At 31.5% G+C, this 26,409-nt stretch carries 26 protein-coding genes; 9 read left to right on the forward strand and 17 right to left on the reverse strand.

Annotated elements, in window-relative coordinates; translation table 11 throughout:
- Window positions 1–16: 16 nt before the first annotated feature.
- From SJY17_RS12960 to SJY17_RS12990, 7 genes are all read right to left on the reverse strand, one after another.
- A complete protein-coding gene (locus tag SJY17_RS12960) occupies window positions 17–382 on the reverse strand; it encodes a response regulator transcription factor (protein WP_397362984.1) in 366 nt (121 codons plus the stop codon).
- A gap of 16 nt (window positions 383–398) precedes the next feature.
- Window positions 399–3,089 (reverse strand): ATP-binding protein, encoded by a 2,691-nt coding sequence (locus tag SJY17_RS12965; protein WP_397362985.1) that lies wholly within the window; start codon window positions 3,087–3,089, stop codon window positions 399–401.
- A 337-nt stretch (window positions 3,090–3,426) separates the two neighbouring features.
- Window positions 3,427–5,193: a sodium:solute symporter family protein gene (locus tag SJY17_RS12970; RefSeq protein ID WP_397362986.1), complete on the reverse strand. Its 1,767-nt coding sequence runs from the start codon at window positions 5,191–5,193 to the stop codon at window positions 3,427–3,429.
- Between the two features lie 29 nt (window positions 5,194–5,222).
- Entirely contained in the window at window positions 5,223–5,483 is a 261-nt protein-coding gene (locus SJY17_RS12975) for a DUF4212 domain-containing protein (protein ID WP_397362987.1), read from the reverse strand.
- A gap of 12 nt (window positions 5,484–5,495) precedes the next feature.
- A complete protein-coding gene (locus SJY17_RS12980; RefSeq protein ID WP_397362988.1) occupies window positions 5,496–6,728 on the reverse strand; it encodes a hypothetical protein in 1,233 nt (410 codons plus the stop codon).
- A gap of 106 nt (window positions 6,729–6,834) precedes the next feature.
- The gene (locus SJY17_RS12985; RefSeq protein ID WP_397362989.1) at window positions 6,835–7,254 is read right to left on the reverse strand and encodes a hypothetical protein; all 420 of its coding nucleotides are present in this window, start codon (window positions 7,252–7,254) and stop codon (window positions 6,835–6,837) included.
- A 102-nt stretch (window positions 7,255–7,356) separates the two neighbouring features.
- Window positions 7,357–8,763, reverse strand: coding sequence for an alanine/glycine:cation symporter family protein (locus tag SJY17_RS12990; RefSeq protein ID WP_397362990.1), 1,407 nt, complete (start codon window positions 8,761–8,763; stop codon window positions 7,357–7,359).
- A gap of 65 nt (window positions 8,764–8,828) precedes the next feature.
- Here SJY17_RS12990 and SJY17_RS12995 point away from each other — a divergent pair, with 65 nt between their 5' ends.
- Window positions 8,829–9,917, forward strand: a complete 1,089-nt coding sequence (locus tag SJY17_RS12995; RefSeq protein ID WP_397362991.1) for a heparan-alpha-glucosaminide N-acetyltransferase domain-containing protein — start codon at window positions 8,829–8,831, stop codon at window positions 9,915–9,917.
- 126 nt (window positions 9,918–10,043) lie between these two features.
- Window positions 10,044–10,421 carry a DUF2200 domain-containing protein gene (locus SJY17_RS13000; RefSeq protein ID WP_397362992.1) on the forward strand — a complete coding sequence of 126 codons (378 nt, stop codon included), beginning with the start codon at window positions 10,044–10,046 and terminating at the stop codon, window positions 10,419–10,421.
- An 87-nt stretch (window positions 10,422–10,508) separates the two neighbouring features.
- On the opposite strand, the gene SJY17_RS13005 is transcribed toward SJY17_RS13000, so the two are convergent.
- Both SJY17_RS13005 and SJY17_RS13010 read right to left on the reverse strand, forming a co-directional pair.
- A complete protein-coding gene (locus SJY17_RS13005; RefSeq protein WP_397362993.1) occupies window positions 10,509–11,459 on the reverse strand; it encodes a phosphoribosylaminoimidazolesuccinocarboxamide synthase in 951 nt (316 codons plus the stop codon).
- Between the two features lie 99 nt (window positions 11,460–11,558).
- Complete coding sequence (locus SJY17_RS13010) at window positions 11,559–12,512, reverse strand: PhoH family protein (protein ID WP_397362994.1); 954 nt, start codon at window positions 12,510–12,512, stop codon at window positions 11,559–11,561.
- A 119-nt stretch (window positions 12,513–12,631) separates the two neighbouring features.
- Between SJY17_RS13010 and SJY17_RS13015 the strand changes: the two genes are divergently transcribed.
- The 7 genes from SJY17_RS13015 (at window position 12,632) to SJY17_RS13045 (ending at window position 18,426) form a co-directional block, all read left to right on the forward strand.
- Window positions 12,632–13,465, forward strand: a complete 834-nt coding sequence (locus SJY17_RS13015; protein WP_397362995.1) for an S-adenosyl-l-methionine hydroxide adenosyltransferase family protein — start codon at window positions 12,632–12,634, stop codon at window positions 13,463–13,465.
- Window positions 13,466–13,471: 6 nt separating this feature from the next.
- The gene (locus tag SJY17_RS13020) at window positions 13,472–13,768 is read left to right on the forward strand and encodes a putative quinol monooxygenase (RefSeq protein ID WP_397362996.1); all 297 of its coding nucleotides are present in this window, start codon (window positions 13,472–13,474) and stop codon (window positions 13,766–13,768) included.
- Between the two features lie 67 nt (window positions 13,769–13,835).
- A complete protein-coding gene (gene gldF, locus SJY17_RS13025) occupies window positions 13,836–14,549 on the forward strand; it encodes a gliding motility-associated ABC transporter permease subunit GldF (protein WP_397362997.1) in 714 nt (237 codons plus the stop codon).
- A complete protein-coding gene (locus SJY17_RS13030) occupies window positions 14,549–15,034 on the forward strand; it encodes a hypothetical protein (protein ID WP_397362998.1) in 486 nt (161 codons plus the stop codon). Before gldF ends, SJY17_RS13030 begins: the two co-directional genes overlap by 1 nt.
- Window positions 15,027–16,694 carry a gliding motility-associated ABC transporter substrate-binding protein GldG gene (gene gldG / locus SJY17_RS13035; protein ID WP_397362999.1) on the forward strand — a complete coding sequence of 556 codons (1,668 nt, stop codon included), beginning with the start codon at window positions 15,027–15,029 and terminating at the stop codon, window positions 16,692–16,694. Before SJY17_RS13030 ends, gldG begins: the two co-directional genes overlap by 8 nt.
- Before the next feature lie 84 nt (window positions 16,695–16,778).
- Window positions 16,779–17,897 carry a DNA polymerase III subunit beta gene (gene dnaN / locus SJY17_RS13040; protein WP_397363000.1) on the forward strand — a complete coding sequence of 373 codons (1,119 nt, stop codon included), beginning with the start codon at window positions 16,779–16,781 and terminating at the stop codon, window positions 17,895–17,897.
- 154 nt (window positions 17,898–18,051) lie between these two features.
- Window positions 18,052–18,426 carry a hypothetical protein gene (locus SJY17_RS13045; RefSeq protein ID WP_397363001.1) on the forward strand — a complete coding sequence of 125 codons (375 nt, stop codon included), beginning with the start codon at window positions 18,052–18,054 and terminating at the stop codon, window positions 18,424–18,426.
- Window positions 18,427–18,491: 65 nt separating this feature from the next.
- On the opposite strand, the gene SJY17_RS13050 is transcribed toward SJY17_RS13045, so the two are convergent.
- From SJY17_RS13050 to SJY17_RS13085, 8 genes are all read right to left on the reverse strand, one after another.
- Window positions 18,492–18,830, reverse strand: coding sequence for a DUF4870 domain-containing protein (locus SJY17_RS13050; protein WP_397363002.1), 339 nt, complete (start codon window positions 18,828–18,830; stop codon window positions 18,492–18,494).
- 98 nt (window positions 18,831–18,928) lie between these two features.
- Window positions 18,929–19,342 carry a YeeE/YedE family protein gene (locus SJY17_RS13055; protein WP_397363003.1) on the reverse strand — a complete coding sequence of 138 codons (414 nt, stop codon included), beginning with the start codon at window positions 19,340–19,342 and terminating at the stop codon, window positions 18,929–18,931.
- A 5-nt stretch (window positions 19,343–19,347) separates the two neighbouring features.
- A complete protein-coding gene (locus tag SJY17_RS13060; RefSeq protein WP_397363004.1) occupies window positions 19,348–19,902 on the reverse strand; it encodes a YeeE/YedE family protein in 555 nt (184 codons plus the stop codon).
- Window positions 19,903–19,991: 89 nt separating this feature from the next.
- On the reverse strand, window positions 19,992–20,201 hold the full coding sequence (locus tag SJY17_RS13065; RefSeq protein WP_397363005.1) for a DUF2892 domain-containing protein: 210 nt from the start codon (window positions 20,199–20,201) through the stop codon (window positions 19,992–19,994).
- A 17-nt stretch (window positions 20,202–20,218) separates the two neighbouring features.
- Window positions 20,219–20,524, reverse strand: coding sequence for a hypothetical protein (locus SJY17_RS13070; protein ID WP_397363006.1), 306 nt, complete (start codon window positions 20,522–20,524; stop codon window positions 20,219–20,221).
- An 11-nt stretch (window positions 20,525–20,535) separates the two neighbouring features.
- Window positions 20,536–23,730, reverse strand: a complete 3,195-nt coding sequence (locus SJY17_RS13075) for an efflux RND transporter permease subunit (protein WP_397363007.1) — start codon at window positions 23,728–23,730, stop codon at window positions 20,536–20,538.
- Between the two features lie 139 nt (window positions 23,731–23,869).
- On the reverse strand, window positions 23,870–24,946 hold the full coding sequence (locus SJY17_RS13080) for an efflux RND transporter periplasmic adaptor subunit (RefSeq protein ID WP_397363009.1): 1,077 nt from the start codon (window positions 24,944–24,946) through the stop codon (window positions 23,870–23,872).
- A gap of 114 nt (window positions 24,947–25,060) precedes the next feature.
- Window positions 25,061–26,374 carry a TolC family protein gene (locus tag SJY17_RS13085; RefSeq protein ID WP_397363010.1) on the reverse strand — a complete coding sequence of 438 codons (1,314 nt, stop codon included), beginning with the start codon at window positions 26,372–26,374 and terminating at the stop codon, window positions 25,061–25,063.
- Window positions 26,375–26,409 lie beyond the last annotated feature (35 nt).

Consider the following 26,409-nt stretch of genomic DNA (forward strand, 5'->3'; position numbering starts at 1 on the left):
ACTTAAAAGACGATCTTTAAGTCACTAGTTCCAGTATTTCTGAAACTATTTTTTTTACTGAAAAAGGTTTGGTTAAATATTTATCTGCTCCAAGTTTTAAACCCTTTTCAATATCTGAAGCTTTATTTTTTGCTGTTAAAAACACCACTTTGGTATCTTTTAATTTATCTGTACTTTTAATATGTGTTAGGGTTTGATAACCATCCACATTTGGCATCATAATATCTAATAAAACCACATTAGGTATTTGATGTTTTAAAATCTCCATAGCCTCACTTCCATCTCTTGCAATAAACACTTCAAAATCTTGTTTTTTAAAAGTGTATTCTAGCGACATTACAATATTTGGCTCGTCGTCTACAATTAAAATCTTCTTCTTCATACTTTACGACAACAATTTACTTAAAAGGTATGGTAAAAACAAGTGTTGCGCCATTTTTTATGCCTTTTTTTGCCCAAATTTTTCCGTTATGCTTTTCTACTATTTGTTTTGTAATAGCTAATCCTAATCCACTTCCTTGTGGTTTAATAGTGTTTTGGTGTTGTGATTGGTAAAATTTATCAAAAATATAATCGTGGTCTTCTTCCGGAATCCCTTTACCATTGTCTGTTACAGAGATTTCTATAAAAGCATTTCCTAATTTATAATCCACTGTAATTATCCCTTTTTTAGGCTCGCAAAACTTTATAGCATTGGATAGTAAATTAGTTAATACTTGTAGTATACGATCCTCATCATAATTAGTTTTAAAGGTGTGTACATTTTTATTTAGGATTTTTACTTCTTTTTTTACTGCTATTTGAGAAATACTACTTATGGATTTTGCTATTGTTTTTTGAATATCATTATAGGATAAATCTAAATTTAATCGTCCTGTTTCTAGTTTTTCAAAGTCTAGAATATTATTAATTAAACGACCTAAACGATCTGAATCTTGCAAAATGTTTTTTAAGAATTGTGCCTTCATGTCTTTAGGCATATCATCTTCCTCATCCATCAATAACTCTGTAGCAGCACGTATACCTGTAATTGGTGTTTTAAGCTCGTGTGCAACAGTGTCTAAAAATTCATCCTTTTGTTTGTCTTTAGATATTAATTCTTGATTAGCATCTTTAAGTTTTGAAGACAGTTGCGTTAACTCGTTAGATTTTTCTAATAGCACTTTATTACTGACTATGTTTTCTTTAGATTCTTCTAAAATTTTTAAAACTTCAACCAGGCTAATTTGTTCTTCTTTAACCACACTTGCAATTAATATTTTGGCTGAAGCCGAACCAATGCTTCCTGTCAATAATTTTTCAGAAAAATTAATTAATCGTGCATCTGCCAATTGCGTGTCATGTGGCAACTTGTATTTAGTAAAAAATATGGTTAATGCTCTTGTGGCTCTTTTATCGCCTAAAAATCTGACCAATACACTTTTTATATCTGAAACATAAGCTTCTCCTTTCCAGACTAATGCACTGTCTTGAAGTGTTGAGAAGTTGCGACTATCCACAAACATTTCTGCATAATTACGCTCTCTATAATTTCCTTTTGCCATTAATGACACCACTAAGTAAGTCATAATATTAAATGTCATACTCCAGAAAAAAGCATGTGCTGGTGGGCTTAAAAAATCGATACCTAATAAAGCATAGGGTTTTAAAGCTGATATACCCATTAATCCATGTTGTGTAAATTCATCTGTTCCAGTAAATGCCTGTAGTGTAAAAGGCAAAACTAAAGTATAAACTGTAATTAAAAAACCTATAACAATACCACTAATTGCTGCTTTTGAAGATCCACGATTCCAGAATAAACCAATAAAAAAGGAAGGTGCTAATTGAGAAATAATTACGAAGGATATTAAACCTATTGAATATAAAGACAGTTCTTTTGAAAATGAGACATAAAAGAAATATGCAGTAATAATAATAGTAAAAATAGAAATACGTCTAATATTTTTAATGTACTTAGAGTTACGCTCTGGCTGGTTTTTAATAAACTTGTCTAAAAATCCATAAGGGATTATTAAGTTATTACTTACCATAGTGGATAAGGCTAATGTAGAGACAATTACCATAGAAATGACTGCTGAAAAACCACCTAAAAACACAAGGGTTGCAAGAAATGAATTTCCGTTTTCTAGAGGCAACAGTAAAGTGTAATATTCTGCATTTTGCGTGCTTCCAAAAGTTAATTTTCCTGCCCAAGCAATAAAAATTACAAAAAGATTAAACAGTAATAAATACAATGGAAATAACCAAATAGCTTTTTTTAAATGCTTCTCTCTATTATTTTCTAAAACAGATACCTGAAATTGTCTTGGCAATAAAAAGACAGCTATAAACGATAAAGCAATCATGAAAAACCAATTAAACCCATCTTCTATTCCTCCAATTGTGGTGAGCTCTGCAAAATTTTCTGTAATTGAAATTTTATTGTATATATCTGTGGTGCCATCAAATAAATAAAATGTGATATATGCACCTATAACCAAAAAGAACACCAGTTTTAAAACAGATTCAAATGCTACAGAAGCAATGATACCTTTATGTTTTTCAGACGCATCAGTATTTTGTGTACCAAAAAAAGTAGCAAAGATTGCCAATAATAAAGCTACGTAAAAAGTTGAATCGTCTATTACTGTTGTTGACACGTAACTAGAATCATCAGACATTATTGCAAATGTTTCAGACACTGCTTTTAATTGTAAAGAGATGTAAGGCAAAGTTCCAAATAAACAAATTACAGTGACTAATGCACCAAGAAACCTATTGTTTCCGTAACGCAAAGAAATAAAATCTGCTATGGATGAAATTTTATGTTGCTTAGAAATCCTTATGACTTTTCTTAGGACAATAATCCATAAAGGAGCTGCTATTACAGGTCCTAAATAAATAGGCAAAAAATTAATCCCAGAATTTGCTGCAATCCCTATACTTCCATAATAGGTCCAAGCCGAACAATAGACTGCCAAAGACAATGTGTAAACATATGGATTATTAACCCATTTGCTTTGTCGCTTTTTCTCAGCTAAAAAAGCAATGAAAAATAACACTGCTAAATAGGCAATAATAATTGCTATTAAAAAATAGTTATTCATAATGACGTTTTAATACGATATATGAAATTATTATAGACAATAACCAAATTGAAAACACTGAAAAATAAAAAGTAGGTATACCAAAAATTGCGCCTTCACAATTAAAAATAAGGATGAATGGTATATTAAAAATTAAAAACAAGGCTAATGATAATACAACTAGCTTTTGTTCATGGCGTTTTTTCATTTTTGGTTGGTCTTGTTTTATTTCCGCGAAAGCGAAAAAAAATAAAATGGTTTATAAATATAAGAAATCAGCACTACATAAATGCAATGCTGATTATCTAACTAACTAAATTAAAATTATGTTCTAAATAATTTATTTAAGAACAAGCATTTAATGACTTGAAGCTTCACCTGCTCCTGAAGGTATTCTTATGCTTTCAACCATATCCTGCACATCTTGTGGAGGAGCTGGTGTCATACGAGATACAACTAATGATATTACAACGTTTACAACCATTGCAATAGTACCAAATCCTTCTGGAGATGTACCAAACCACCAATCTGCACTTGTACCTCCACCAAACATGTTTAATTTAAATTTCATCATGTAAAACATCATTAAAACGATACCCACTATCATTCCTGCTATTGCACCTTGACTGTTCATACGCTTATCAAAAATTCCTAAAATAATTGCTGGAAAGAATGATGCTGCTGCCAATCCGAATGCGAGCGCGACGACTGCTGCTACAAATCCTGGTGGATTTATACCAAAGTAACCTGCTATTAAAATAGCTACAAAAATTGAAATTCTTGCTGCTAATAATTCGCCTTTATCTGAAATGTCTGGTTTTAATTGTTTTTTAATTAAATCGTGTGACACCGAAGTTGAAATTACTAATAATAATCCTGCTGCTGTAGATAAAGCTGCTGCTAATCCACCTGCTGCTACCAATGCAATTACCCAATTTGGCAGATTTGCAATTTCTGGATTTGCTAGTACCATGATATCTCTATCAACATACAATTCGTTTTTAGCTTCACTAGCGTTAGAGATCATACGTTCTCCACTTACTCCTCTAGCTTCTGTATATACTGGTTTTTTACTTGTTAAAGCTTTTCCAGCAACATATTGGATTTTTCCATCTCCATTTTTATCTGACCAAGCAATTAAACCTGTGTTTTCCCAAGTTTTAAACCATTCTGGAATTTCAGAATAACTTTTTTCACTTACAGTTTCAATTAAGTTTGTTCTTGAAAACACAGCAATTGCAGGTGCTGTAGTATATAAAATTGCTATTAACAATAATGCATAACCAGCAGACTTACGTGCATCTTTTACTTTTGGCACTGTAAAGAAACGAACGATTACGTGTGGCAATCCTGCTGTACCTGTCATTAATGCCAATGTGATTGCAAACACATCCCAAGTAGATTTTGTACCACTGGTGTACTCGTTAAATCCTAATTGCGTGTGTAAGGCATCTAGTTTGTCTAGTAGAAATTCTCCTCCTTCAACTGTTCCACCCATTCCTAATTGAGGAATGATGTTACCTGTCATTTGCATAGAAATAAAGAATGCAGGTACCATAAAAGCAAAGATTAATACACAATATTGTGCTACTTGCGTATATGTAATTCCTTTCATTCCTCCTAATAGCGCAAAAGTTAGTACTACTGCCATACCAATAATTACACCTAAATTAATATCTACTTGTAAGAATTGAGAAAATACAATACCAACACCACGCATTTGACCAGCAACATAAGTAAACGATACAATTAATGCGCAGATTACTGCTACTGTTCTTGCTGTGTTAGAATAATATCTGTCTCCAATAAAATCTGGTACAGTAAACTTACCAAACTTACGTAAATAAGGTGCTAACAATAATGCTAATAGCACATATCCACCAGTCCATCCCATAAGGTAAACAGAACCATCATAACCTGCAAAGGATATAATTCCTGCCATACTAATAAAGGAGGCTGCAGACATCCAATCTGCTGCTGTTGCCATACCATTTGCTAAGGGAGAAACGCCTCCTCCAGCAACATAAAATTCTTTTGTTGAGCCTGCTCTAGCCCAAATTGCTATTCCGAAATATAAGGCGAAAGTAATCCCTACTAACAACCATGTCCAAGTTTGTACACTCATAATTTTTTTGTTTTAAGTTTTGTTAAGGGTTACTCGTCGAAACCGTATTTTTTATCTAGTTTGTTCATTAATCTTATGTAAACGAAAATTAGTATTACGAATACATATATTGATCCTTGTTGTGCAAACCAGAAGCCTAGTTTGAAACCACCTAGTCTAATAGTATCTAAAGCTTCTCTAAATAATATTCCGCATCCAAAGGATACTATAAACCAAATAGCAAGTAGTATAACTAAATACCTAAGGTTTTCTTTCCAGTACGCTGTTGCGTGTTTTTGTTTTTCACTCATAGTTATTAGTTTTTATAGATAAATCATTGCTTGAAGTGTTAACCCACTTGAGTCAACGCTACCAAATTTTTGATTTTTATATTCTAAAGTTAATTTTGAATTATGTCCACTGAAATAAGCATTAACACCTAAACCAAAATTGGTCATGTCATCACTTACTGCATCATAGCTATTTGTACCAAAAGACGCATATGGTTGGTATCTAGTTTTTGTTTTATCTCCACCAAGAACATAGCCTACATGTGCATAAATCATACTTCCAGTACCATAAGCACTATGCAAGTAATCTTTTCCGTAATCATTACTTTGGTAAACAGCATATGCAGTAATAGCACTTCCATCATCTCCAATTGGAGCATCATAAAAAGCATCTACAGCAAAAATTGAAACATCTTCACCTTCTAAGTTTGGTGATAATGCAGTACCAGTGTCTACAACTGCTCCTTTTGGATGTAAGAAGAAACCTGCACCAATATTAAATATTTTTTTACCTCCTAAATAACTTCCTACTTTATAAGGCAAAAAGTTAGATTCTTGATCAAAAAAGTGATAATCAAAATAACCTGCATAAGCTTTACCAGCATCTTTAGACCCTAGTAAACTTCTACCATTATAAACCGCAGAACCTCCAGCAGTTGGTGTGTTTGGATCTAAAGTATTTGCACTAGCATCGTTTATTGCAACACGATATTGTAGTTTATCAAATTTACCTTTTGCAAAAACACCAATATGTCTTGCAAACTGATCTGAAAGACCTATGGTTGCCCAAGATTGACGATTGTTATCCAACGTCATCATATTTAATGTACTTTGATTGTTTAACCTAGAAATACCATTAAAATAATGCAATCCACCACCTACAGCATGGTCTTTACCTAAACTGTATTGTGCCCAAACATCATGCATAAATAATTGAGATCCTTCTCCTTTTCCTGTTGGACTTAAAGAACCACTATTTAAGCTGTTAAGCCCAAAATGTGTTAAAATCATAAATTTATCTGTAATCTGGGAGAACATTAAGACTCTAGCTCTACGAAGATTAAAATTTAAAGCACTAGAGGTTGGTCCTGGATCAAAATTATATCCTGCTTGCATTTGCGCCCAAGAAATAACACGAAGATATTTAGATCCATCTTCATTAAATTTTACTTTAAGACCACCTGTATAATCTGGTGAGCCTTGAGCATTCATAAATTGGAAGGACGCAAGTAAAAGTCCGACCAATAAAAGGGTTTGTTTTCTCATTGTTTAAAGGATTAGTTAGTAATTAATTGGTTTTGTGTGCACTACTAAACTCTTAAAAACAATCTGTTAACAGAAAATTAATATACTTAAACGTTAACTTAATATACTAATCTTTAAAACGCTCCCATTTAATAAGCATAAATTTATCTCCTAACTCAGTAACTACAACACCTGCACCTTTAATGTTTTCTGCATTACTAAAATAGATCCCTAGTTCTGAAGCATTTAATATTTTATAAGTTGGATGATAATTGGAATTATAAGGACGTTTAATATTATACTTTTTAACCCAATTCATGATACTAACGTGAGAGATTCCTAAAATACGTTCTATTTCTCGATAGGTTAGTCCTTCTAAATACAATTGCAATGATTTGTTAACGTAATAGTCATCTATCTTTTTTCCCATTTTATTAACTGAAAAAAAGTAGTTACATTTTTTACACTTATAACGTTGTCTATCGTTAACTATTCCGCTTTTTATATAGTGATCAGAACCACAATTTGGACACAAATCTACAGTCATATATATTAATTTAGCATAAATATATCAATTTAGCAATTAAAATACAAATTGCATATAAAATCTATTAAATGTAAGGAAACTCTTTAGTTAAAAATATATGTGTTATAAATTCATCCTTTTAAAATAGTTCTTTGATGCTTTTACCACTTTAGGCGCTAAAATTATTGTGGCAATCATTGTTGGAATTGCCATAAGTGCAAATACTCCATCAATTAGATTAATCATTAAATCTATTGAGGTTACTGCTCCTAATATAATACTAAGTATATAAAAATAATTATAGTAATGTTTCTTTTTATCTCCTATCAAAAACGATAAACATTTACTACCATAATACGAGTAGGAAAACAAAGAGGAAACACTAAATATTACTATACAAATTAACAATAAGTACTTTCCATATATTGGCATTACACTATCAAAAGCTTTTGCTGTTAAACTAACTCCATTAGCATCTGATGTCTGCCAAACACCAGTTACTAAAATAGCTAATGCTGTTAATGTACACACTATTAAAGTATCTATTGCAGGACCTAACATAGCGACTAAACCTTCTCTGATAGGCTCATTTGTTTTTGCTGCTCCATGCGCCAAAGGTGCTGTACCAATACCTGCTTCGTTTGAAAAAGCTCCACGACGGACTCCTAAAATAATCAAGGCACCTAATACACCTCCTAAAAAGGAATCTCCTGTATAATTTTCTGCTGCAAAAGCATCTGTAAAAATTAGCTTGAAATATTGAGGCACCACTTCCGCATTAGCGAATAAAATAATAAGAATTAAAACAAAATACAGCAATACCATACTAGGAATCAACTTTGAAGCTACTTTACTAATTCTGTTTAAACCTCCTAAAATGACTATTGAGGTTATTGCGACTAAAGTTAATCCTATGATTAGATTTGATGAAATGTGATATGCATCTTCAAATAAATCAAAACTAAAACCAAAATCAATATGATTAGGCTTTAATAAAATATCATTAATAGCTTGTGTTAATTGATTAACATTAAATACAGGCAATGCACCTATTAATCCACATAAACTAAAGAATATTGCAAGAGGTTTCCAATGCTTACCCAAACCTTCTACAATAAAATACATTGGTCCACCTTGTGTTTTTCCAGCACTATCTTTACCACGAAACATAATGGCTAAACTTGATGTGAAAAATTTAGTAGACATACCAACAATTGCACTTATCCACATCCAAAACACTGCTCCTGGACCACCAACAGAAATAGCTACTGCTACTCCTGAAATATTACCCATACCAATAGTAGACGACAATGCAGTAGTTAAAGCTTGAAAGTGTGTGATCTCTCCTTCGTCATCTTTATTATCATATTTACCACGAAGTACTTGTAAAGCATGTCCTAAATGTCTAAATGGTAAAAATTTAGATAATATCAAAAGATACAAACCACCTCCAATTAATAATATTAGTAAGGGTAAGCCCCAAACAAAGGATGCAAAATCACCAATAAACTCATCTATTTTTTCATACATGCTTATCCATTATTTTAGACTTTAAATATAACTATTATCTTTACAAGACTAACAACTAGCCTTTTTTGAAACCAACACGTTTATTTTTCCTTGATGCTGTGCGTGCATTTGCCATTTTAATGATGTTGCAAGGTCATTTTATTGATACACTTTTAAATCCTATTTTTAGAGACAACTCTAATGCTATTTATAATATTTGGTCTTATTTAAGAGGGATAACTGCTCCTGTTTTTTTTACTATTACTGGTTTAGTTTTTGTGTTTTTATTATTAAAAGCAAAAACAAAGGGTACAGATAAAGCACGAATAAAAAAAGGGTATAATCGTGGGTTACTACTTATTGGGATAGGTTATGCACTTCGGTTTTCTTTTTCCACATTAATATATCAAGGTTTTGCATTACGGTTTTTAGAAGTTGATGTTTTGCAATGCATAGGATTATCTTTAATTTTTATTATTGGATTGTATTACTTAAGCTTTAAAAATCAATGGATTTTAGCAGTATTATTTATTACTATTGGTTTTAGCATTTTTGTATCTGAGCCATTATACCGAACATTGCAATTTGAAAATGCACCTATATTACTTACCAATTATTTAAGTACTAAAAATGGATCTGTATTTACCATTATCCCATGGTTTGGTTTTGTTTGTTTTGGAGGTTTTATTGCTGTTTTGTTTGACAAGTTTGGCCATAAAAACAATTATAAAATTTATAAAATTATTGGTTTTTTATGCATTGGATTGTTTTTAACCTACTACTCTTCTCATGCATTAGTCATTACTGACAGAGTATTTGATATACCTCTTTTTACGCAAAGTGCTAGTTATAATTATTTGTTTAGCAGACTTGGTAATGTATTAATTATTTTTGGTTTATTTTATACTTTTGAAAACTACTTAAAGCAAGCTATTATTACTAAAATTGGTCAAAAAACACTATCAATTTACGTGATACATTTTATGCTAATCTATGGTAGTTTTATTGGCTTTAGTTTAAAACATTTTTTTTACAAAAGCTTTACTCCAACCCAAGCTATTATTGGAGCAATTGTGTTTATGATTGTAGTTTGTATAATATCTTTTTACTACATCAGAACCAACACTTTTGTTTATAATAAAATTAGAAGGTTATATAAAAAACTACGTAGTTAAATAACAAAATTTTAAGTTTAACTATAAAAATCAAAACAGATTTTTTATTCGGTTTATATTTACTAAATTGGTTATTTAATCACACAGCTAATCATATAGCATAGTTACTATTATTAAATTTTAAAAATGAAAGTTACAGCCGAAAAAAATGAAAAGGTCGCCAATATGATATTTGGATCTATTTATCCACTTTACCTAAATAGATTGGTAAAAAATGGAAGAACAAAAGAAGAACTTAATCAAGTAATAGAATGGTTTACTGGTTTTAATCAAGACACTTTACATGCACTTATTGATAACAAAGCAACTTATAAAACATTTTTTGAAAAATCTAAAATACATGCTAATGCACATATGATTAAAGGAGTTGTTTGTGGTTATCGAATTGAAGATATTGAGAGTGAGTTTGAATTATACAAACAAACTAGACAATTGGAAAAGCTAATTGACGAATTGGCAAGAGGACGCAAAATGGAGAAAATTTTACGAAAAGAAAAGAAATAAAACTATACAAAACTTGTTTACATAACAAAAACACCAATAAAAAAAGCCTGCAATTGCAGGCTTTTTTTATTATATTAAATTTAATTTTTATTTATTCAAATACTCCAAAACATTTTGCTTAATACGCTCTTGAATATTAGAAACATCAGCTTTTACAAAAGGTTCTCCCATAATGTTTTCATATAATTCAATATAACGTTCTGATACTGTTTCAATATAATCGTCCGACATTTCTGGTACTGTTTGCCCTTCTAATCCTTGAAAGTTATTAGCTATTAACCATTGACGCACAAACTCTTTAGACAATTGTTTTTGTGCTTCGCCTTTATCTTGTCTTTCTTGATAACCATCTGCATAAAAATAGCGTGAAGAATCTGGTGTGTGTATCTCGTCAATTAATACAATTTTTCCGTCTTTGGTTTTACCAAATTCATATTTAGTATCTACTAAAATTAATCCTCTAGAGGCAGCAATTTCTGTTCCTCTTTTAAATAATTTTCTGGTATAATCTTCTAAAACTAAGTAATCTTCTTCTGCAACAATACCTTTTGCAATAATATCTTCTCGCGAGATATCTTCGTCATGGTCTCCCATTTCTGCTTTAGTAGCAGGTGTAATAATTGGCTCAGGAAACTTATCATTTTCTTTCATTCCTTCTGGCATTACAACACCACAAAGTAAGCGTCTTCCAGCTTTATACTCGCGTGCAGCATGACCAGACATATAACCACGTATTACCATTTCAACTTTAAAAGGTGTACATAAATGTCCAACTGCTACGTTTGGATCTGGAGTTGATGTTAGCCAATTTGGCACTAAATCTTCAGTAGCTTTCATCATACTTGTAGCAATCTGATTTAGGATTTGACCTTTAAACGGAATACCTTTAGGCATCACCACATCAAAAGCACTTAAACGATCTGTAGCTATCATTACTAGCTCTTTATCGTTTATATTATGTACTACTCTAACTTTTCCGATGTAAACACTTTTTTGGTTTGGAAAGTTAAAATTGGATTCTGTAATTGTATTACTCATTAGATTTGTTTGTAATTTGTTTTGCTTCTCGATACAATTTATTCGCACCTCATAAATCACTAGAAGTGACGCAAATTTAAAGAAACTTTAGACTATTTATTACTCTCTATTTTCTATACTTTTATAAGCTGCAATAATTTTCTTTACTAATTTATGACGCACAACGTCTTTATCGTCTAGAAAAATCATCCCAACACCCTCTACTCCTTTTAAAATAAGCAAAGCTTCTTTTAAACCAGAAATAGTTCGTCTTGGTAAATCTATTTGTCCTGGATCACCTGTTAATAAAAATTTTGCGCTTTTTCCCATTCTGGTTAAAAACATCTTCATTTGTGCATGGGTTGTATTTTGACCTTCATCCAAAATCACAAAAGCATTATCTAAAGTACGTCCACGCATAAAAGCTAAAGGTGCAATTTGAATGGTTCCGTTTTCTATATAATGTGCTAGTTTTTCAGCAGGAATCATATCGCGTAATGCATCATAAATGGGTTGCATATATGGATCTAATTTTTCTTTTAAATCTCCTGGTAAAAACCCAAGATTTTCACCTGCTTCTACTGCTGGACGTGTTAATATAATACGCTTAACTTCTTTGTTTTTTAAGGCTCTTACTGCTAATGCAACACCTGTATATGTTTTTCCTGTTCCTGCTGGACCTATAGCAAATACCATATCGTTTTTGCGCATTAACTCTACCATTTTACGTTGGTTTGCTGTTATTGCTTTAATAGGTTTACCATTTGCACCATGGACTAAAACCTCTCCACTTTGGTCTGTTGTAGAATAATCGTCACTACTCTGGCTAGTTAAAACACGCTCTATACTATTTTCGTCTAACTTATTATATTTAGAAAAATGTTTAAGCAGCATAGTTATTCTGCGATCAAATTCTTCTAAAAGTTCTTGATCACCTAATGCTTTAATTTTATTTCCTCTTGCAACTATTTTAAGTTTTGGAAAATACTTTTTTAATAATTTTATGTTTTCATTACCTGTTCCAAAAAACTCTTTTGGAGAGATCTCTTCTAATTCAATAATTATTTCATTCAAAAGCGTCGATTTTTTAAATTAATCTATACAATTTTATTAGCTTTGTTTTTGTATTGCTAACCTAACAAACTTAATCAATATTTATGGGTTGTAGGTTAAAAAAATATCAACAATAATTAATGGCAATTATAACACTAACTACAGACTTTGGAGAGAAAGATCACTTTGCTGGCGCGATAAAAGGCGCTATTTATAGTGAATTACCTGAAGTTAAAATTGTTGATATCTCACATTCTGTATCTCCTTTTAATAGTGCAGAAGCTGCTTACATTATACAAAACGCTTATAGTAGTTTTCCAAAAGGCACCATACATGTTATTGGAATAGACTCGGAAATTAACCCAGAAAACAAGCATATAGCTGTTGAATTGGACGAACATTATTTTGTTTGTGCAAACAACGGAATAATGAGTATGATTGCTAATGAAATAGCGCCTTCTAAACTAGTCGAAATTAATATACATGACAAAATAGAAACTAGTTTTCCTGTTTTAGATGTTTTTGTAAAAGTAGCTTGTCATATAGCACGTGGTGGTACTTTAGAAGTTATAGGAAAAACTATAAACAATATTAAGCCTATAAAAAATCTAGTCCCTTATGTCAATGAAGAGCAAACACAACTAATAGGAAGTATTATTTATATTGATAATTACGGAAACGTAGTTACAAACATTAGAAAAAACTTTTTTGAAAAAATTCAAAAAGGCAGAGCTTATGAAGTATCTGCAAGAAATTATAAATTCAAAAAAATACATACCAAGTATAGCGACATTGTAAACTTTGAAACTCCAGAAGACAAACGTAATGACGAAGGACGTGGTTTGGTAGTTTTTAACAGCTCAAACTATTTAGAAATTGCCATTTATAAAAGTAATAATCAAACCGTTGGTAGCGCAAGTACGCTTATGGGATTAGGATTACGTGATACTGTAACTATTAATTTTATAAAATAATTTTGAATGTTTGTAAGAATTGTAAAATTAAGTTTTGCTGAAGAACATATTGACACCTTTTTAGCTAATTTTGAAATCGTAAAACAAAAAATTAGAAATTTTGAAGGCAATCAATTGCTAGAACTATATAGAGACAAACACAATACCAATGTGTTTTTTACGTATAGTTATTGGGATGAAGAAAGTGATTTAGAAAATTATAGAAACTCAGACCTATTTAAAGGCGTTTGGGCAAAGACCAAACCTTTGTTTAATGCAAAACCTGAAGCTTGGAGTGTGGATAAGTTGGCTTCGCTTGAGTGAAAAGTGAAATAATAATATTTCGTTATAAAACAAACAACCACATCAACAAAAAACAAATAACCAAACAATGCTAGCCATACTTAAAAAAGAAATAAACTCATTTTTCGCTTCACCAATTGGCTATTTAGTTATTGGTATATTTTTATTACTAAACGGTTTGTTTTTATGGGTTTTTAAAGGTGAATTTAATATCCTTGACAATGGATTTGCAGATTTATCAACCTTCTTTTTATTAGCACCTTGGATTTTAATATTTTTAATTTCGGCAGTCACAATGCGTAGCTTTAGTGACGAGAAAAAACAAGGGACTTTAGAGTTATTGTTAACCAAACCTATTAGCACATTACAATTAGTATTAGGTAAATATTTTGGCGCTTTTGTATTAATTATCATCGCTTTAATTCCTACATTATTATACGTTTACACAATTAACCAATTAGGTAATCCTGTTGGGAATCTAGATTTTGGAAGTACTTTAGGATCTTATTTTGGATTGCTATTTTTAGTAGCAGCTTATACAGCAATTGGTGTATTTGCTTCAACCTTATCAGACAATCAAATTGTTGCTTTTATAGTTGCAGTATTTTTATGCTTGTTTTTCTTTATTGGTTTTGAAGGTATTGCAGACGTCACTTCAAGCAATTTTATTGAAAACTTAGGGATGAACGCACATTATAAAAGCATGAGTCGTGGTGTCTTAGATACTAGAGATATCATCTATTTTTTAAGTATCACTGTATTTTTTATAGCTCTAACTAAATTCAATATAAAAAAAGGATAATGGTTATAACGTTTGGACTAGTATTATCGTTTATTATTGTTTTTATTTTGGCTTGGCTATTTATAAAAACCATTGGTAACAACAAATGGATTAGCCTATTGGTTAGTATAGTGGCAACACCTCTACTCTATTTTTGGGTATTTTATCCAATGCTAAATATTTTTTCAAGCTACCATCATCAAAAACATTTTAATGCTGAAAATTGGGCAGAATTTCCTGAACTTAGATTTGAAATGATGGATCAGTTAAATAACAACAACCAACTAATAGGAAAAACAAAGCAAGAGATTGAAGCTGACTTTGGAAAACCAGAATGGTTTGGTTGGGACGAAGTAATAAAAGCTAATAGTAAAGAGCAATGGAATTACAACTTAGGTTTTAAACCTGGCGCATTTAACAACCAACAAGAATGCTTAGAAGTACAATTTAAAAACGATACTGTTGCTAAAATAAAAACCTATAAAATGGAGAAAGATTTTGAATAAAACCATCAAACATATAGGACTTTTAATTATTGTATTAATTGCAATTAATATACTAGCAAATAAAGTATACAAACGTTTTGACTTAACGTCAGACCAACGTTATACGCTTAATCAATCAGCTTTAGATATTATTAATAAAGTAGAATCTCCAGTAGTTATTGATGTATTTTTGGAAGGCGAAGAGTTTCCGTCAGAGTTTAGAAAACTAAAAACCGAAACCAAACAGCTTTTAGAAGAGTTTTCTGCTTATAACAGCAATATCAGTTTCAACTTTATTAACCCAATTGAAAATGATGCGACTCGCGATCAAAACATCAAACAATTAAATGACAGAGGATTAACACCAATGCAATTAACCGTTAAAGAAAACGGTAAATCAAGTCAAGCGGTTATTTTTCCTTGGGCTTTAGCAAGCTATAATGAACAAACGGTTAAAATTCCGTTAGTAAAAAATACGATTGGAGCAACGCAACAACAACTAGTAACCAATTCTGTACAGCATTTAGAATATGCTTTTGCAGATGGTTTAAGTAAGTTGGTTAACCCAAAACGACGTAAAATAGCAGTTTTAAGAGGAAATGGACAACTTGAGAATAGATATATAGCAGATTATATTAAAACATTAAAAGACTATTATTATATAGCTCCATTTACTTTAGATAGTGTATCCAAAAATGCAGAAAGCACATTAAAAAAACTACAAGATTTTGACTTAATTATTAATGCAAAACCTACAGAAGTTTTTACTGAAGAGGAAAAATACATTTTAGATCAATACACCATGAATGGTGGAAAAAGTTTATGGTTACTAGAAAAGGTGGCAATGGACAAAGATAGTTTGTATAACGATTTAGGAAAAAACGTAGCAATACCAATGGATTTAAATCTAACCGATTTTTTCTTTAAATATGGTGTACGTATCAATCCGTTAATTGTAAGTTCTATGTACTCTGCACCTATTACTTTAGCTTCTGGAGAAGGTAGCAACAGTCAATTCCAGAGTTATCCTTGGACCTATTCGCCTTTAGCAAAAGGACAATCTAACCATCCAATAGTTAATAATTTAGACTTTTTAAGGTTTGATTTTGCAAATCCAATGGATACCTTAAAAAGTACAACCAAAAAAACCATTCTACTTCAAAGTGCACCTTTAAGTAAATTAGAAGGCACACCAAGAGAGATTAGCTTGGATATGGTTAATGATAAATTAGACCCAAAATTGTTTAACAAAGGACCACAAACACTAGCAGTATTATTAGAAAACAGATTTACTTCAGCTTATAAAAATAGAGTAAAACCAGTTAAAATCTCTGGAAATAAAGATGAAAGCGTACCAACAAAAATGGTTGTTATTTCTGATGGAGATGTTATTAAAAATGAAGTAAGTAGAAAAGGTGTTGAAGAGCTTGGTTTTGATAAATACACAGGACAAACTTTTGGTAATAAAGAATTTTTAGTAAACGTGGCTAATTACCTTTTAGATGATACTGGACTTATAAACATTCGATCTAAAGATATAGCAGTAGCCTTTTTAAATCCAGAAAAAATCACAGAACAAAAAACAAAGTGGCAACTCTTAAACATCTTACTTCCATTGATTTTACTAGGTGTTTTTGGATTTATCTTTAACTATTTTAGACGAAAAAAATACGCTAAATAAGTGTTAATAAGTTTGTTTCCAATTTAGACACATTAGCAATATATTTGTAATACCAATATTAACAGAACCAAACGCAGATAAATAATGAAATTTATTGTATCAAGTACGTATTTACTAAAACAATTACAGGTTTTAGGAGGTGTTATAAACAGCTCAAATACATTACCAATTTTAGATAATTTTTTATTCGAAATAAACCAAAACAAACTAACCGTTTCTGCAAGTGATTTAGAAACGACAATGTCTGCGGTTTTAGACATAGAAAGTGATAATGATGGAACCGTTGCAATTCCTGCACGTTTATTATTAGACACTTTAAAAACATTTCCAGAACAACCCTTAACTTTTGTTATTGAAGAAAACAACACGGTTGAAATCAGCTCTAATCATGGTAAATACGCCTTAGCTTATGCAGATGGAAACGAGTTCCCTAAAGCTGTAAGCCTAGAAGATCCAAGTAGTACGACAATGCCAGGACACATATTAGCAACTGCAATTAACAAAACAATTTTTGCTGCTGGTAATGATGATTTAAGACCTGTAATGAGTGGTGTATTCTTTCAGTTTTCAACAGAAGGTTTAACATTTGTTGCTACAGATGCACATAAATTAGTAAAGTACGGTCGTGTTGATGTTAAAGCATCTCAAGTAGCCGAATTTATTATGCCTAAAAAACCTTTAAATCTTTTAAAAGGAATTTTAGGATCAAGTGATGAAGAAATTACTATCGAGTATAACGATTCTAACGCAAAATTCACTTTTGAAAACACCGTTTTAATCTGTCGTTTAATTGATGGAAAATATCCTAATTACGAAGCAGTAATACCAAAAGAGAATCCAAATAAATTAACAATAGACAGAACACAGTTTTTAAACTCTGTTCGTCGTGTTAGTATTTTCTCAAACAAAACAACACACCAAATTAGATTAAAGATTGCTGGAGCAGAATTAAACATTTCTGCAGAAGATATAGATTACTCTAACAAAGCAGAAGAGCGTTTAACTTGTGATTATCAAGGAGACGACATGCAAATTGGGTTTAACTCTAGATTTTTAACAGAAATGCTAAATAACCTAAACTCTAACGAAGTACAATTAGAGTTAAGTATGCCAAATAGAGCTGGTATTTTAACACCAATTGATGATTTAGAAGAAGGAGAAACTGTAACAATGTTAGTAATGCCAGTTATGTTAAATAGCTAGTAATCATCACTGTAAAACAAATAAAAAAAGCAATTCGTAAGAATTGCTTTTTTTATTATCTAATTTTAAATTATTTATTACTTTTACAATAATTAAAAAGCCTTAATAATTCCCTAAAATTCAAATTATTAAGATTTAAAATTAATCCAAGATTATGACTAATAGCATCAGACTAATTCTAGTTTGTTTAATAACCCTTACTCAATTTTCATGTAAAAATGATGACGATACGACTACTGTACATCCAATTATTGGAGAATGGTTACGTAATGATTATACAACAAATCCAACCTTTGAGTTTAAATTACATTTCCTTGAAGATAATGTTAATGGAATGAGGACTGTATTAACATCTGATAACAATGGAACAACATCTTCTGCTTCTGGTTTTGAATGGAACATTGACAATAATCTATTAACTATTTCAATGGATGACGACGATGATGATATTGTTACTTCGTTTCAATTTACAACAAACGGTAACTTACTTTTGCCAGACTATTCTGATTTAGAATTTATAAGACAATAATTTATTATTAAAATAAAAAACGCAACCCAATGGGTTGCGTTTTTCTCTTTATCAACTTAATATAACTAACTAATAAAATTAAAAGATAAAGGGTATTCTGGGTTTTCGCCATTACTGACTTTAATTGCATTAATTACTGGATAAATTACAGAGACTAGTCCTAAAACAAACCATCCTAAAAAACCTAAACCAAACAATAAAATTAATGGGATGCAAACTATATATAAAACGACTAAACTAATCTGAAAATTTACAATGCTTTTACCATGAGCATCCATTTGATAAACTTTGTCTTTTTGTGTTAACCATAATATTAATGGTAAGATTAAACTTCCAAAGCCCAAAACTAAAGTTACTAATTGACTTAAATGGGTTAAAACTAATAATTGTCTATCTGATTTCATTTTGATTTAATTTGATGATTGATACTAATAAGACGCATCAATCCAGAAAACGTTACAGTTTTCTGAAAATTAAATGATTAATCAATTATTTCAAAATTTTAATGTGGCAATTTATCTTTTAAAAGACCATATAAAAAAGTACCAAGGATTGCAGATAACAATACAATAATAATTGGTAAGAAACCAGCTCCAATAAGCACAAATATTGGACCAGGACAAGAACCTGCTAAAGCCCAACCTAATCCAAAAATAATTCCGCCAATTAAATAACGATAAACCGATTTTTCTTTATCGACAATTACTATTGGTTGATCATCAAAAGACTTAATGTTATAACGTTTTATAAGTTGAATAAACAAAATACCAAACCCTAAAGCAGTACCTATAATACCATACATATGAAAGGATTCAAACCTAAACATTTCATAAATCCTAAACCAAGAAGCAGCTTCAGATTTATACATTATAATCCCAAAAAAAACTCCGATAAAAATATAGACGATGTTTCTCATTTTTTTTAAAATATTAAAGGGAATATTAAATGAATCATTATTAATCCTCCTATAAAAAAACCAATAACTGCAATTAATGAAGGTCTTTGTAAATTACTAAGTCCAAATATAGCATGTCCAGACGTACAACCTCCTGCATATCTAGCTCCAAAGCCAATTAGTAAGCCTCCAATAATTAATAAAATTATAGTTTTAGGGTTTTGTAAAGCTTCTATTGAAAATAGCTCTTTTGGTAAATAATTATTTTCTGTAGAAAATTGTATTTGTTTTAAGCCTTCCTTGGTTGATTGACTAATGTCTGGAATTTTCCCATTTGAAAGAAAATTAGACGCTAAAAAACCACCTATAACAGCTCCTAAAACAACAAATAGATTCCAATTATCTTGTTTCCAATTAAAACGAAAGAAAGTGCTAAACTTTCCTGCTCCACAAATTGTACAAAAAGTTCTTAGATTGGAAGACATTCCAAACCGTTTACCCATTAGCAATAAAACAAGCATTGTAATGGCTATTAAAAGCCCAGAAAAAAACCAAGACCAAGGTTGTAAAAAAAAATCCATAAAATAATTTTGAGCAAATGTAACTGCTACAATTAGATTATGGAAATTTTAAGACCTAAAAGAATACTAAATCTATAGGATAATAGATTTTAGTTTATACTACAACCTTCCCCTTCTTTTTTAACGCCTAATTTTACTAATATTGTTTCTAATAAACACCATTTTGTAAAGGCAGATTGTATTAAGTTTACACCAATAAACACAGTAAACCACATCCATTTTGGGCTTACGTAAACAGAAAGTACTACACTTAATAATACCATCACTCCAACAATTACTCTAAAATATGTATTTAACATTTTTATTAATTTTAAGTTTATATAAATTTTTCTATAGGAACTACAACTGCTTTTAAAGGGTTGTTAGTCTCTAAATTTGAATTAAATTCTTTTATTAAATTGAATAAGGCATCAATATTTTCTTCTTCTGTAAAAGAAAAAAACATACTAGATTCATTACCATTTTTTCCAGCCGAAAACCAATTAGAAGCCATTAATAATGAGGATCCATTTTTATATCCATCAATATCAGAACTGCTAAAATTTTCAATATTTGCCTTTTTGAAAAGCTTCAAAACCTCTTTTTGAAATTCTTCTACTGCTGTAACAATTACTAATTTCATATTATTAGTTTTTATTTATAATTCTTCTTCTCTATCATATAATAAACAAGTGGAACAACCAACAATGTCAATACTGTAGACACTATAGTTCCACCCATTAACGATATTGCTAATCCTTGAAATATTGGATCAAACAGTATTACAAATGCTCCAATAACAACGGTTCCTGCTGTTAATAATATTGGTGTTGTACGTACTGCTCCAGCTTCAATACAAGCTTCTTTAAGTGGCACGCCTTCTGCTGTTCTTAAATTGATAAAGTCAATAAGCAATACCGAATTCCTAACCATAATTCCTGCTAAAGCAATCATACCAATAAAAGACGTCGCGGTAAAAAACGCTCCCATTATCCAATGTCCTAGTATAATTCCGATTAACGATAATGGTATAGCTACCATCATCACGATAGGTGCTTTAAAGTTTTGAAACCATCCTACAATCAAAATGTATATTAAGATGATGGCTCCTAAAAAGGCAATTCCTAAATCTCTAAATACCTCTAAAGTAATTTGCCATTCTCCATCCCATTTAACGGTGTAATTGTCTTCAAAATCTGGTTGTCCCAAATACATTTCGTTAAGCTCGTAGCCTTTTGGCAACGGAATCTCTTTTAACTTTTCTTCCATACCAAGAATAGCATACGCAGGACTTTCTAAATCTCCAGCCATATCAGCCATAACATAAACCACACGTTTTTGGTTTTTACGGTAAATACTTTTTGCAGCAGTTGTTTCTGTTATAGTTACTAAATCTGCAATAGGCACCATATTCCCTTGTTTAGATTTCACCTTTAATTGCGAAATATCAGTAATTGTAGATTTCTCTTTTTCATCTAAAGCCAATATCAATCCAACTTGGTTTACAGCATCTTCATCATATAAATTTGTGATGGCTCTGTTGGATAGTGCCATATTCATCGTGTAAGCAATTTGTTGTGGCGCAACACCATACAACATGGCTTTTTCTTTGTTTATATCGAATTGATATTCGGTTTGATCTGCTTCCACCATCCAATCAATATCTACAACATCATCTGTGTTTTTTAAAATTTCCTGAACGCTATTAGCAATTCTAATTTGCTCGTTATAATCAGGTCCATAAACCTCTGCAACAATAGTCGATAAAACTGGAGGTCCTGGTGGAACTTCAACTAACTTCACGTTTGCATTATATTTTGCAGCAATTTTCTGAATCTCAGGACGCATTAATTTTGCTATTCCATGACTTTGAATAGTACGCTCTCCTTTATCAACCAAATTAACCTGAATATCTGCCATATTAGATCCTCCACGTAAATCATAATGACGTACTAAACCATTAAATGTAATTGGTGCAGAGGTACCAACATAGTTTTGGTAATTAACTACTTCTGGTCTCGTCGCTAAATATTGAGATATTTCTTGAGCTACAACTCCAGTTCTTTCTAGCGTTGTACCTTCAGGCATATCAATAACCACTTGGAATTCATTCTTATTATCAAATGGTAACATTTTTACAGCAACCGATTTAGTAAAAAACAATACCATAGTTGCCATTAAACCCATAAAAGTCAATCCTAAAAACAACCAACGTTTGCCTTTACTTTCTAATAAAGGAAGTTCAAACTTATTGTAAACCTTATAAATAAGTGTGTCTTCTACTGCTTTTTCTGGTTTCTCTTCTGCTTCTTTTTTATCTTTTTCTCTTAAGAAAATATAACCTAAATAAGGTGTAATAGTTAAGGCAACAAATAAAGATAATATCATAGCTATAGACGCTCCAATTGGCATTGGTGCCATATATGGTCCCATTAATCCAGACACAAAAGCCATAGGTAAAACAGATGCTATCACTGTAAATGTTGCTAAAATGGTTGGATTCCCAACCTCATTTATCGCATACAAAGCTGCTTGTTTAAATGGCAAGCGCTTCATCTTAAAATGCCTGTGCATATTTTCGGCAATAATAATCGAGTCATCCACCACAATTCCTGTTACAAATACTAACGCAAATAAGGTAATACGGTTTAGCGTATAATCCATCATGTAGTAACTCAATAAGGTCAAAGCAAACGTAATTGGAACCGATAAAAACACGACCAATCCACCACGCCAACCCATTGCTAGCATCACTACAAGTGTTACTGCAAAGATAGACCCAATAAGGTGCCACAGTAATTCCGACACTTTATGCGACGCTGTTTCACCATAATTTCTAGTGACTTCCACATGTACATCATCCGGAATTAAAGTGCTACGTAAATGGTCTACTTTATCAATAATCACATCTGCAATTTTCATGGCATCTGCACCTTTACGTTTCGCTACCGAAATAGTTACTGCAGGATATTCAGACTTATAATCAGCAGATTTCACACTCCCTTTTCCGTATCCTAAACTCACATAATTTTGTGGTACTTCAGGTCCATCAATTATTTTTGCGACTTGCTTTAAATAAATAGGCTGATTCTGTTGCACACCAACTACTAGATTTTCAACATCAGTAACCGAAGCTAAAAAAGCACCTGTATTTATTAAAAACTCAGTGTCATTCTTATCAAAACTTCCAGCACTTAATTGGCTGTTATTGGCTTTAATCATTTCCGAAACCGACAAGAAATCCAAACCACTTGCAGCCAATTTATCTTTGTCTAAAACCACACGTAATTGACGATCTCTACCACCAATTTTATGCGTTACAGCAACATCATTTATCTTCTTAATCTCGGCTTCTAATTCTTGAGCCATTTGGTTTAACTGGTAATCGTCATAATTTTCACTCCACAACGTTAAACCCAACATTGGCACATCGTCAATCGCACGCGTTTTTACTAACGGAAACGTAACACCTTCAGGCATTTGATCCATGTGCTTATTAATTTCGTTGTATAATTTCACAAAAGAACGCTCAATATCTTCGCCAACATAAAATTGTACGATGACCATTCCTTGCTCTTTCATAGACGTAGAATATACGTATTCCACACCTTTAATATTCGAAATTAATTGCTCTAAAGGCTTAATCACACGCGACTCCACTTCCGTAGGACTTGCTCCAGGATAACCCACAAAAATATCTGCCATAGGCACATCAATTTGTGGTTCTTCTTCACGCGGAATTAAAAACGAACTGTACACACCAACCACCATAAATACAATCATTAAAAGCACTGTAAGCTTAGACTGCATAAAGACTTTGGCAATTTTACCTGCGATTCCTTCTTTCATTTGAATTTTTATTTTGGGCGTTTTAACAGGCTATCCGTTACAATCTTTTTACTTGTTCTCGTTACAAATTTGCTTAGGCAAATTCACTCGAACTGACGTAAAAAGGATTTCCTCTTCTATCCTTAACGCAACTTATTAGTTATTGAATTGTAATTTTCGCTCCATTAAACAGTTTACCTTCAGCTGAAACAATGTATGCTTCGTCTGCATTTAAACCAGATAACACTTCTACTTGATCTCCAAAAGTTCTACCTAATCGCAACCAACGTAATATTGCTGTATTGCTTTGGCTTACTGTATAGACTCCAGATAATTGTCCGTTTGTGACAATCGCTTCATTTGGTATTAAAACCATTGATGACGTTGCTTTTCTTTCCACAGGAAATTGAACCGTTGTAAACATGCCTGATAAAATATTGGCATCTGTTTTATCTAAATCTATTTTGACTAAATACTGTCCACCTGTATTTTTGGCAGAAGTGCTCACTTCTTTTACTTTTCCTTTTATGGTTTTGTTAATCGATTTAACCAAAACATCAACAGTAGCACCTTTTTTAATCGCAGAAATTTCTGTTTCAGGTACCATTGCCATCACTTCAAAATTCCCAGGTGTTTCTAAACTTATTAATGGTACACCAGGATTTGCCATATTACCAGCTTCTACATTTTTACTAGTTACTGTTCCGCTAAAAGGTGCAGTAATATTACTGTAAGCAAACTGAGCGTTGATTTCGTTTTTCATTTGATTAGCAGCTTCAACTCTAGCTTTAGCCATTTCGTAGTTTGCAGTCATGTCATCCATTTCTTTTTGAGACGCACTATTGTCTGCAAATAAGTTTTTAAAACGGTTGTAATCTTTTTGCGCATTACTTAAAGCTGCATTTGCTTCTGTAATTCCTGCATTTACTTGCGCTCTTTTAGCTTGTAAATCGCTATTATTAATAGAAACTAATAATTGTCCTTTACGTACTTTGTCTCCAACGTTTACATAAACTTTATTAACGTAACCCATCATTCTAGTACTTAAATCTGCACTATTAGTGGCTTGAATTTTTCCGCTTACAGATAAAAAAGGACTATTTCCGTTTGCTGCTACTTGACTTGTTTTTACGCTAATTGCTGGCGAATTATCTACAACTGTTTTTTTGTCTTCGCTACCACAACTTGCTATTAATAGCGCTACAGAAAGTGTTAGGATTGTATATATTTTTTTCATTTTTATTATTTTTTTATTTAAGACACTTCGACAAGCTCAGTGTGACATATTTTTATAATTAAAAAACTCTCGAAAATCAATCTTGATTCTTAGTTCTATATTCTTGTATCTTTTTTATTCTTTAGTTAAAAATTGTAAGTATGCTTGTGTGTAATTGTATTCAAAAATGGTTTGATAATATTCCAATTGCTTTTGTGCATATTGTGTTTCGGCAATTAGTAAATCGGATGTTTTTTCTAAACCTTCTTTAAATCTGTTGGTTCTAATTCTTAAAGACTCTTCAGATTGTTGTAATGCTAGAGTTGTTAATTTCAACTTATTATCAGCATCCAAAAACGCACGTTTTGCTTTGTTTAATTCTAAATTACTTTGCGATACGTATTGTTTGTATTCTAGCTTCGATTTTTCAAATTCAGCTTTACTCTTTTGTACTTTTCCAAAACGTTTTGAGCCTTGAAATAAATCCCAACTTAATTGCGCTCCAAATAAGTAGCCATTTGCATCACCTTGAAAAATTTTATCGTCATACAACTCGTAACTTCCAAACGCGTTTAAACGTGGTAAAAAAGCCATTTTATCGGCTTTATTCATAGCTTCATAAGCATTTGATGCTAATTGCATGGCTTTAATGTCTGAACGGTTTTCTGACACCATTTTATCTTCTAATGTAAACGTTGCAATGGTTAATTCATCGGTTGGAGTATATACCACATAAGTGTCATCATTCATTAAAAAGGACAAATAATTTGAGGCGTTTTGCACATTACTTTTAGCCGATTGTAATTGATTTTGAACTTCAGTAACACGTACTTCCACATTCAAAACATCTGCACGTTGTAAATAGCCTTGTTTAAAACTATCGTCTGCCAATTTTTTATTAGCATTTGCAGCTTCTAACGCTTTTTCTAAAACGTCTACCGCTTTATAGGCTAATTGCAATTGCATGTAAGCTTTATCGACTTCAAACACTAAATAATCTTGTGTACGCTCTGTTTTTAAAGACATGGCTTCCATTTTAGACTTGGCAGCTTTACGTTGGTAAATACCATCTAAGTTTATTAATGGTTGCTGAATTTCTAGCTTGGTTGCATAGTTTTCAATTTGAGAAGGATCGTTTAATAGCGCTGGATTAAAATCGTTTTGCGTTAAAATCTCCTGATTTAATTTAGAACCAAAAGCCATTAACGGGTTTGTAGTTGCTATTCCTGTATGACTTGCTGTAATATTAGGCAGAAATACTGCATTTGTTTGTCTGTAATCTGCTCTTGCAGCATTAAATTCTTCTTCAGAAATTTTAATACTTGTATTGTTTTCTATAACCTTAGCTTGAACTTCGGTTTTAGATATTGGGACTATTTCTTGTGCATTAATTATTCCTGAGAATAGAAATAATGCAGAAGTAATAATATAATAAGTGTATGTTTTCATCTATACTGTTTTGATTAACACAAAAATAGAGGTGA

Origin of the sequence: Olleya sp. R77988, assembly GCF_044594215.1 — a bacterium.
Classification (GTDB): Bacteria; Bacteroidota; Bacteroidia; order Flavobacteriales; family Flavobacteriaceae; genus Olleya.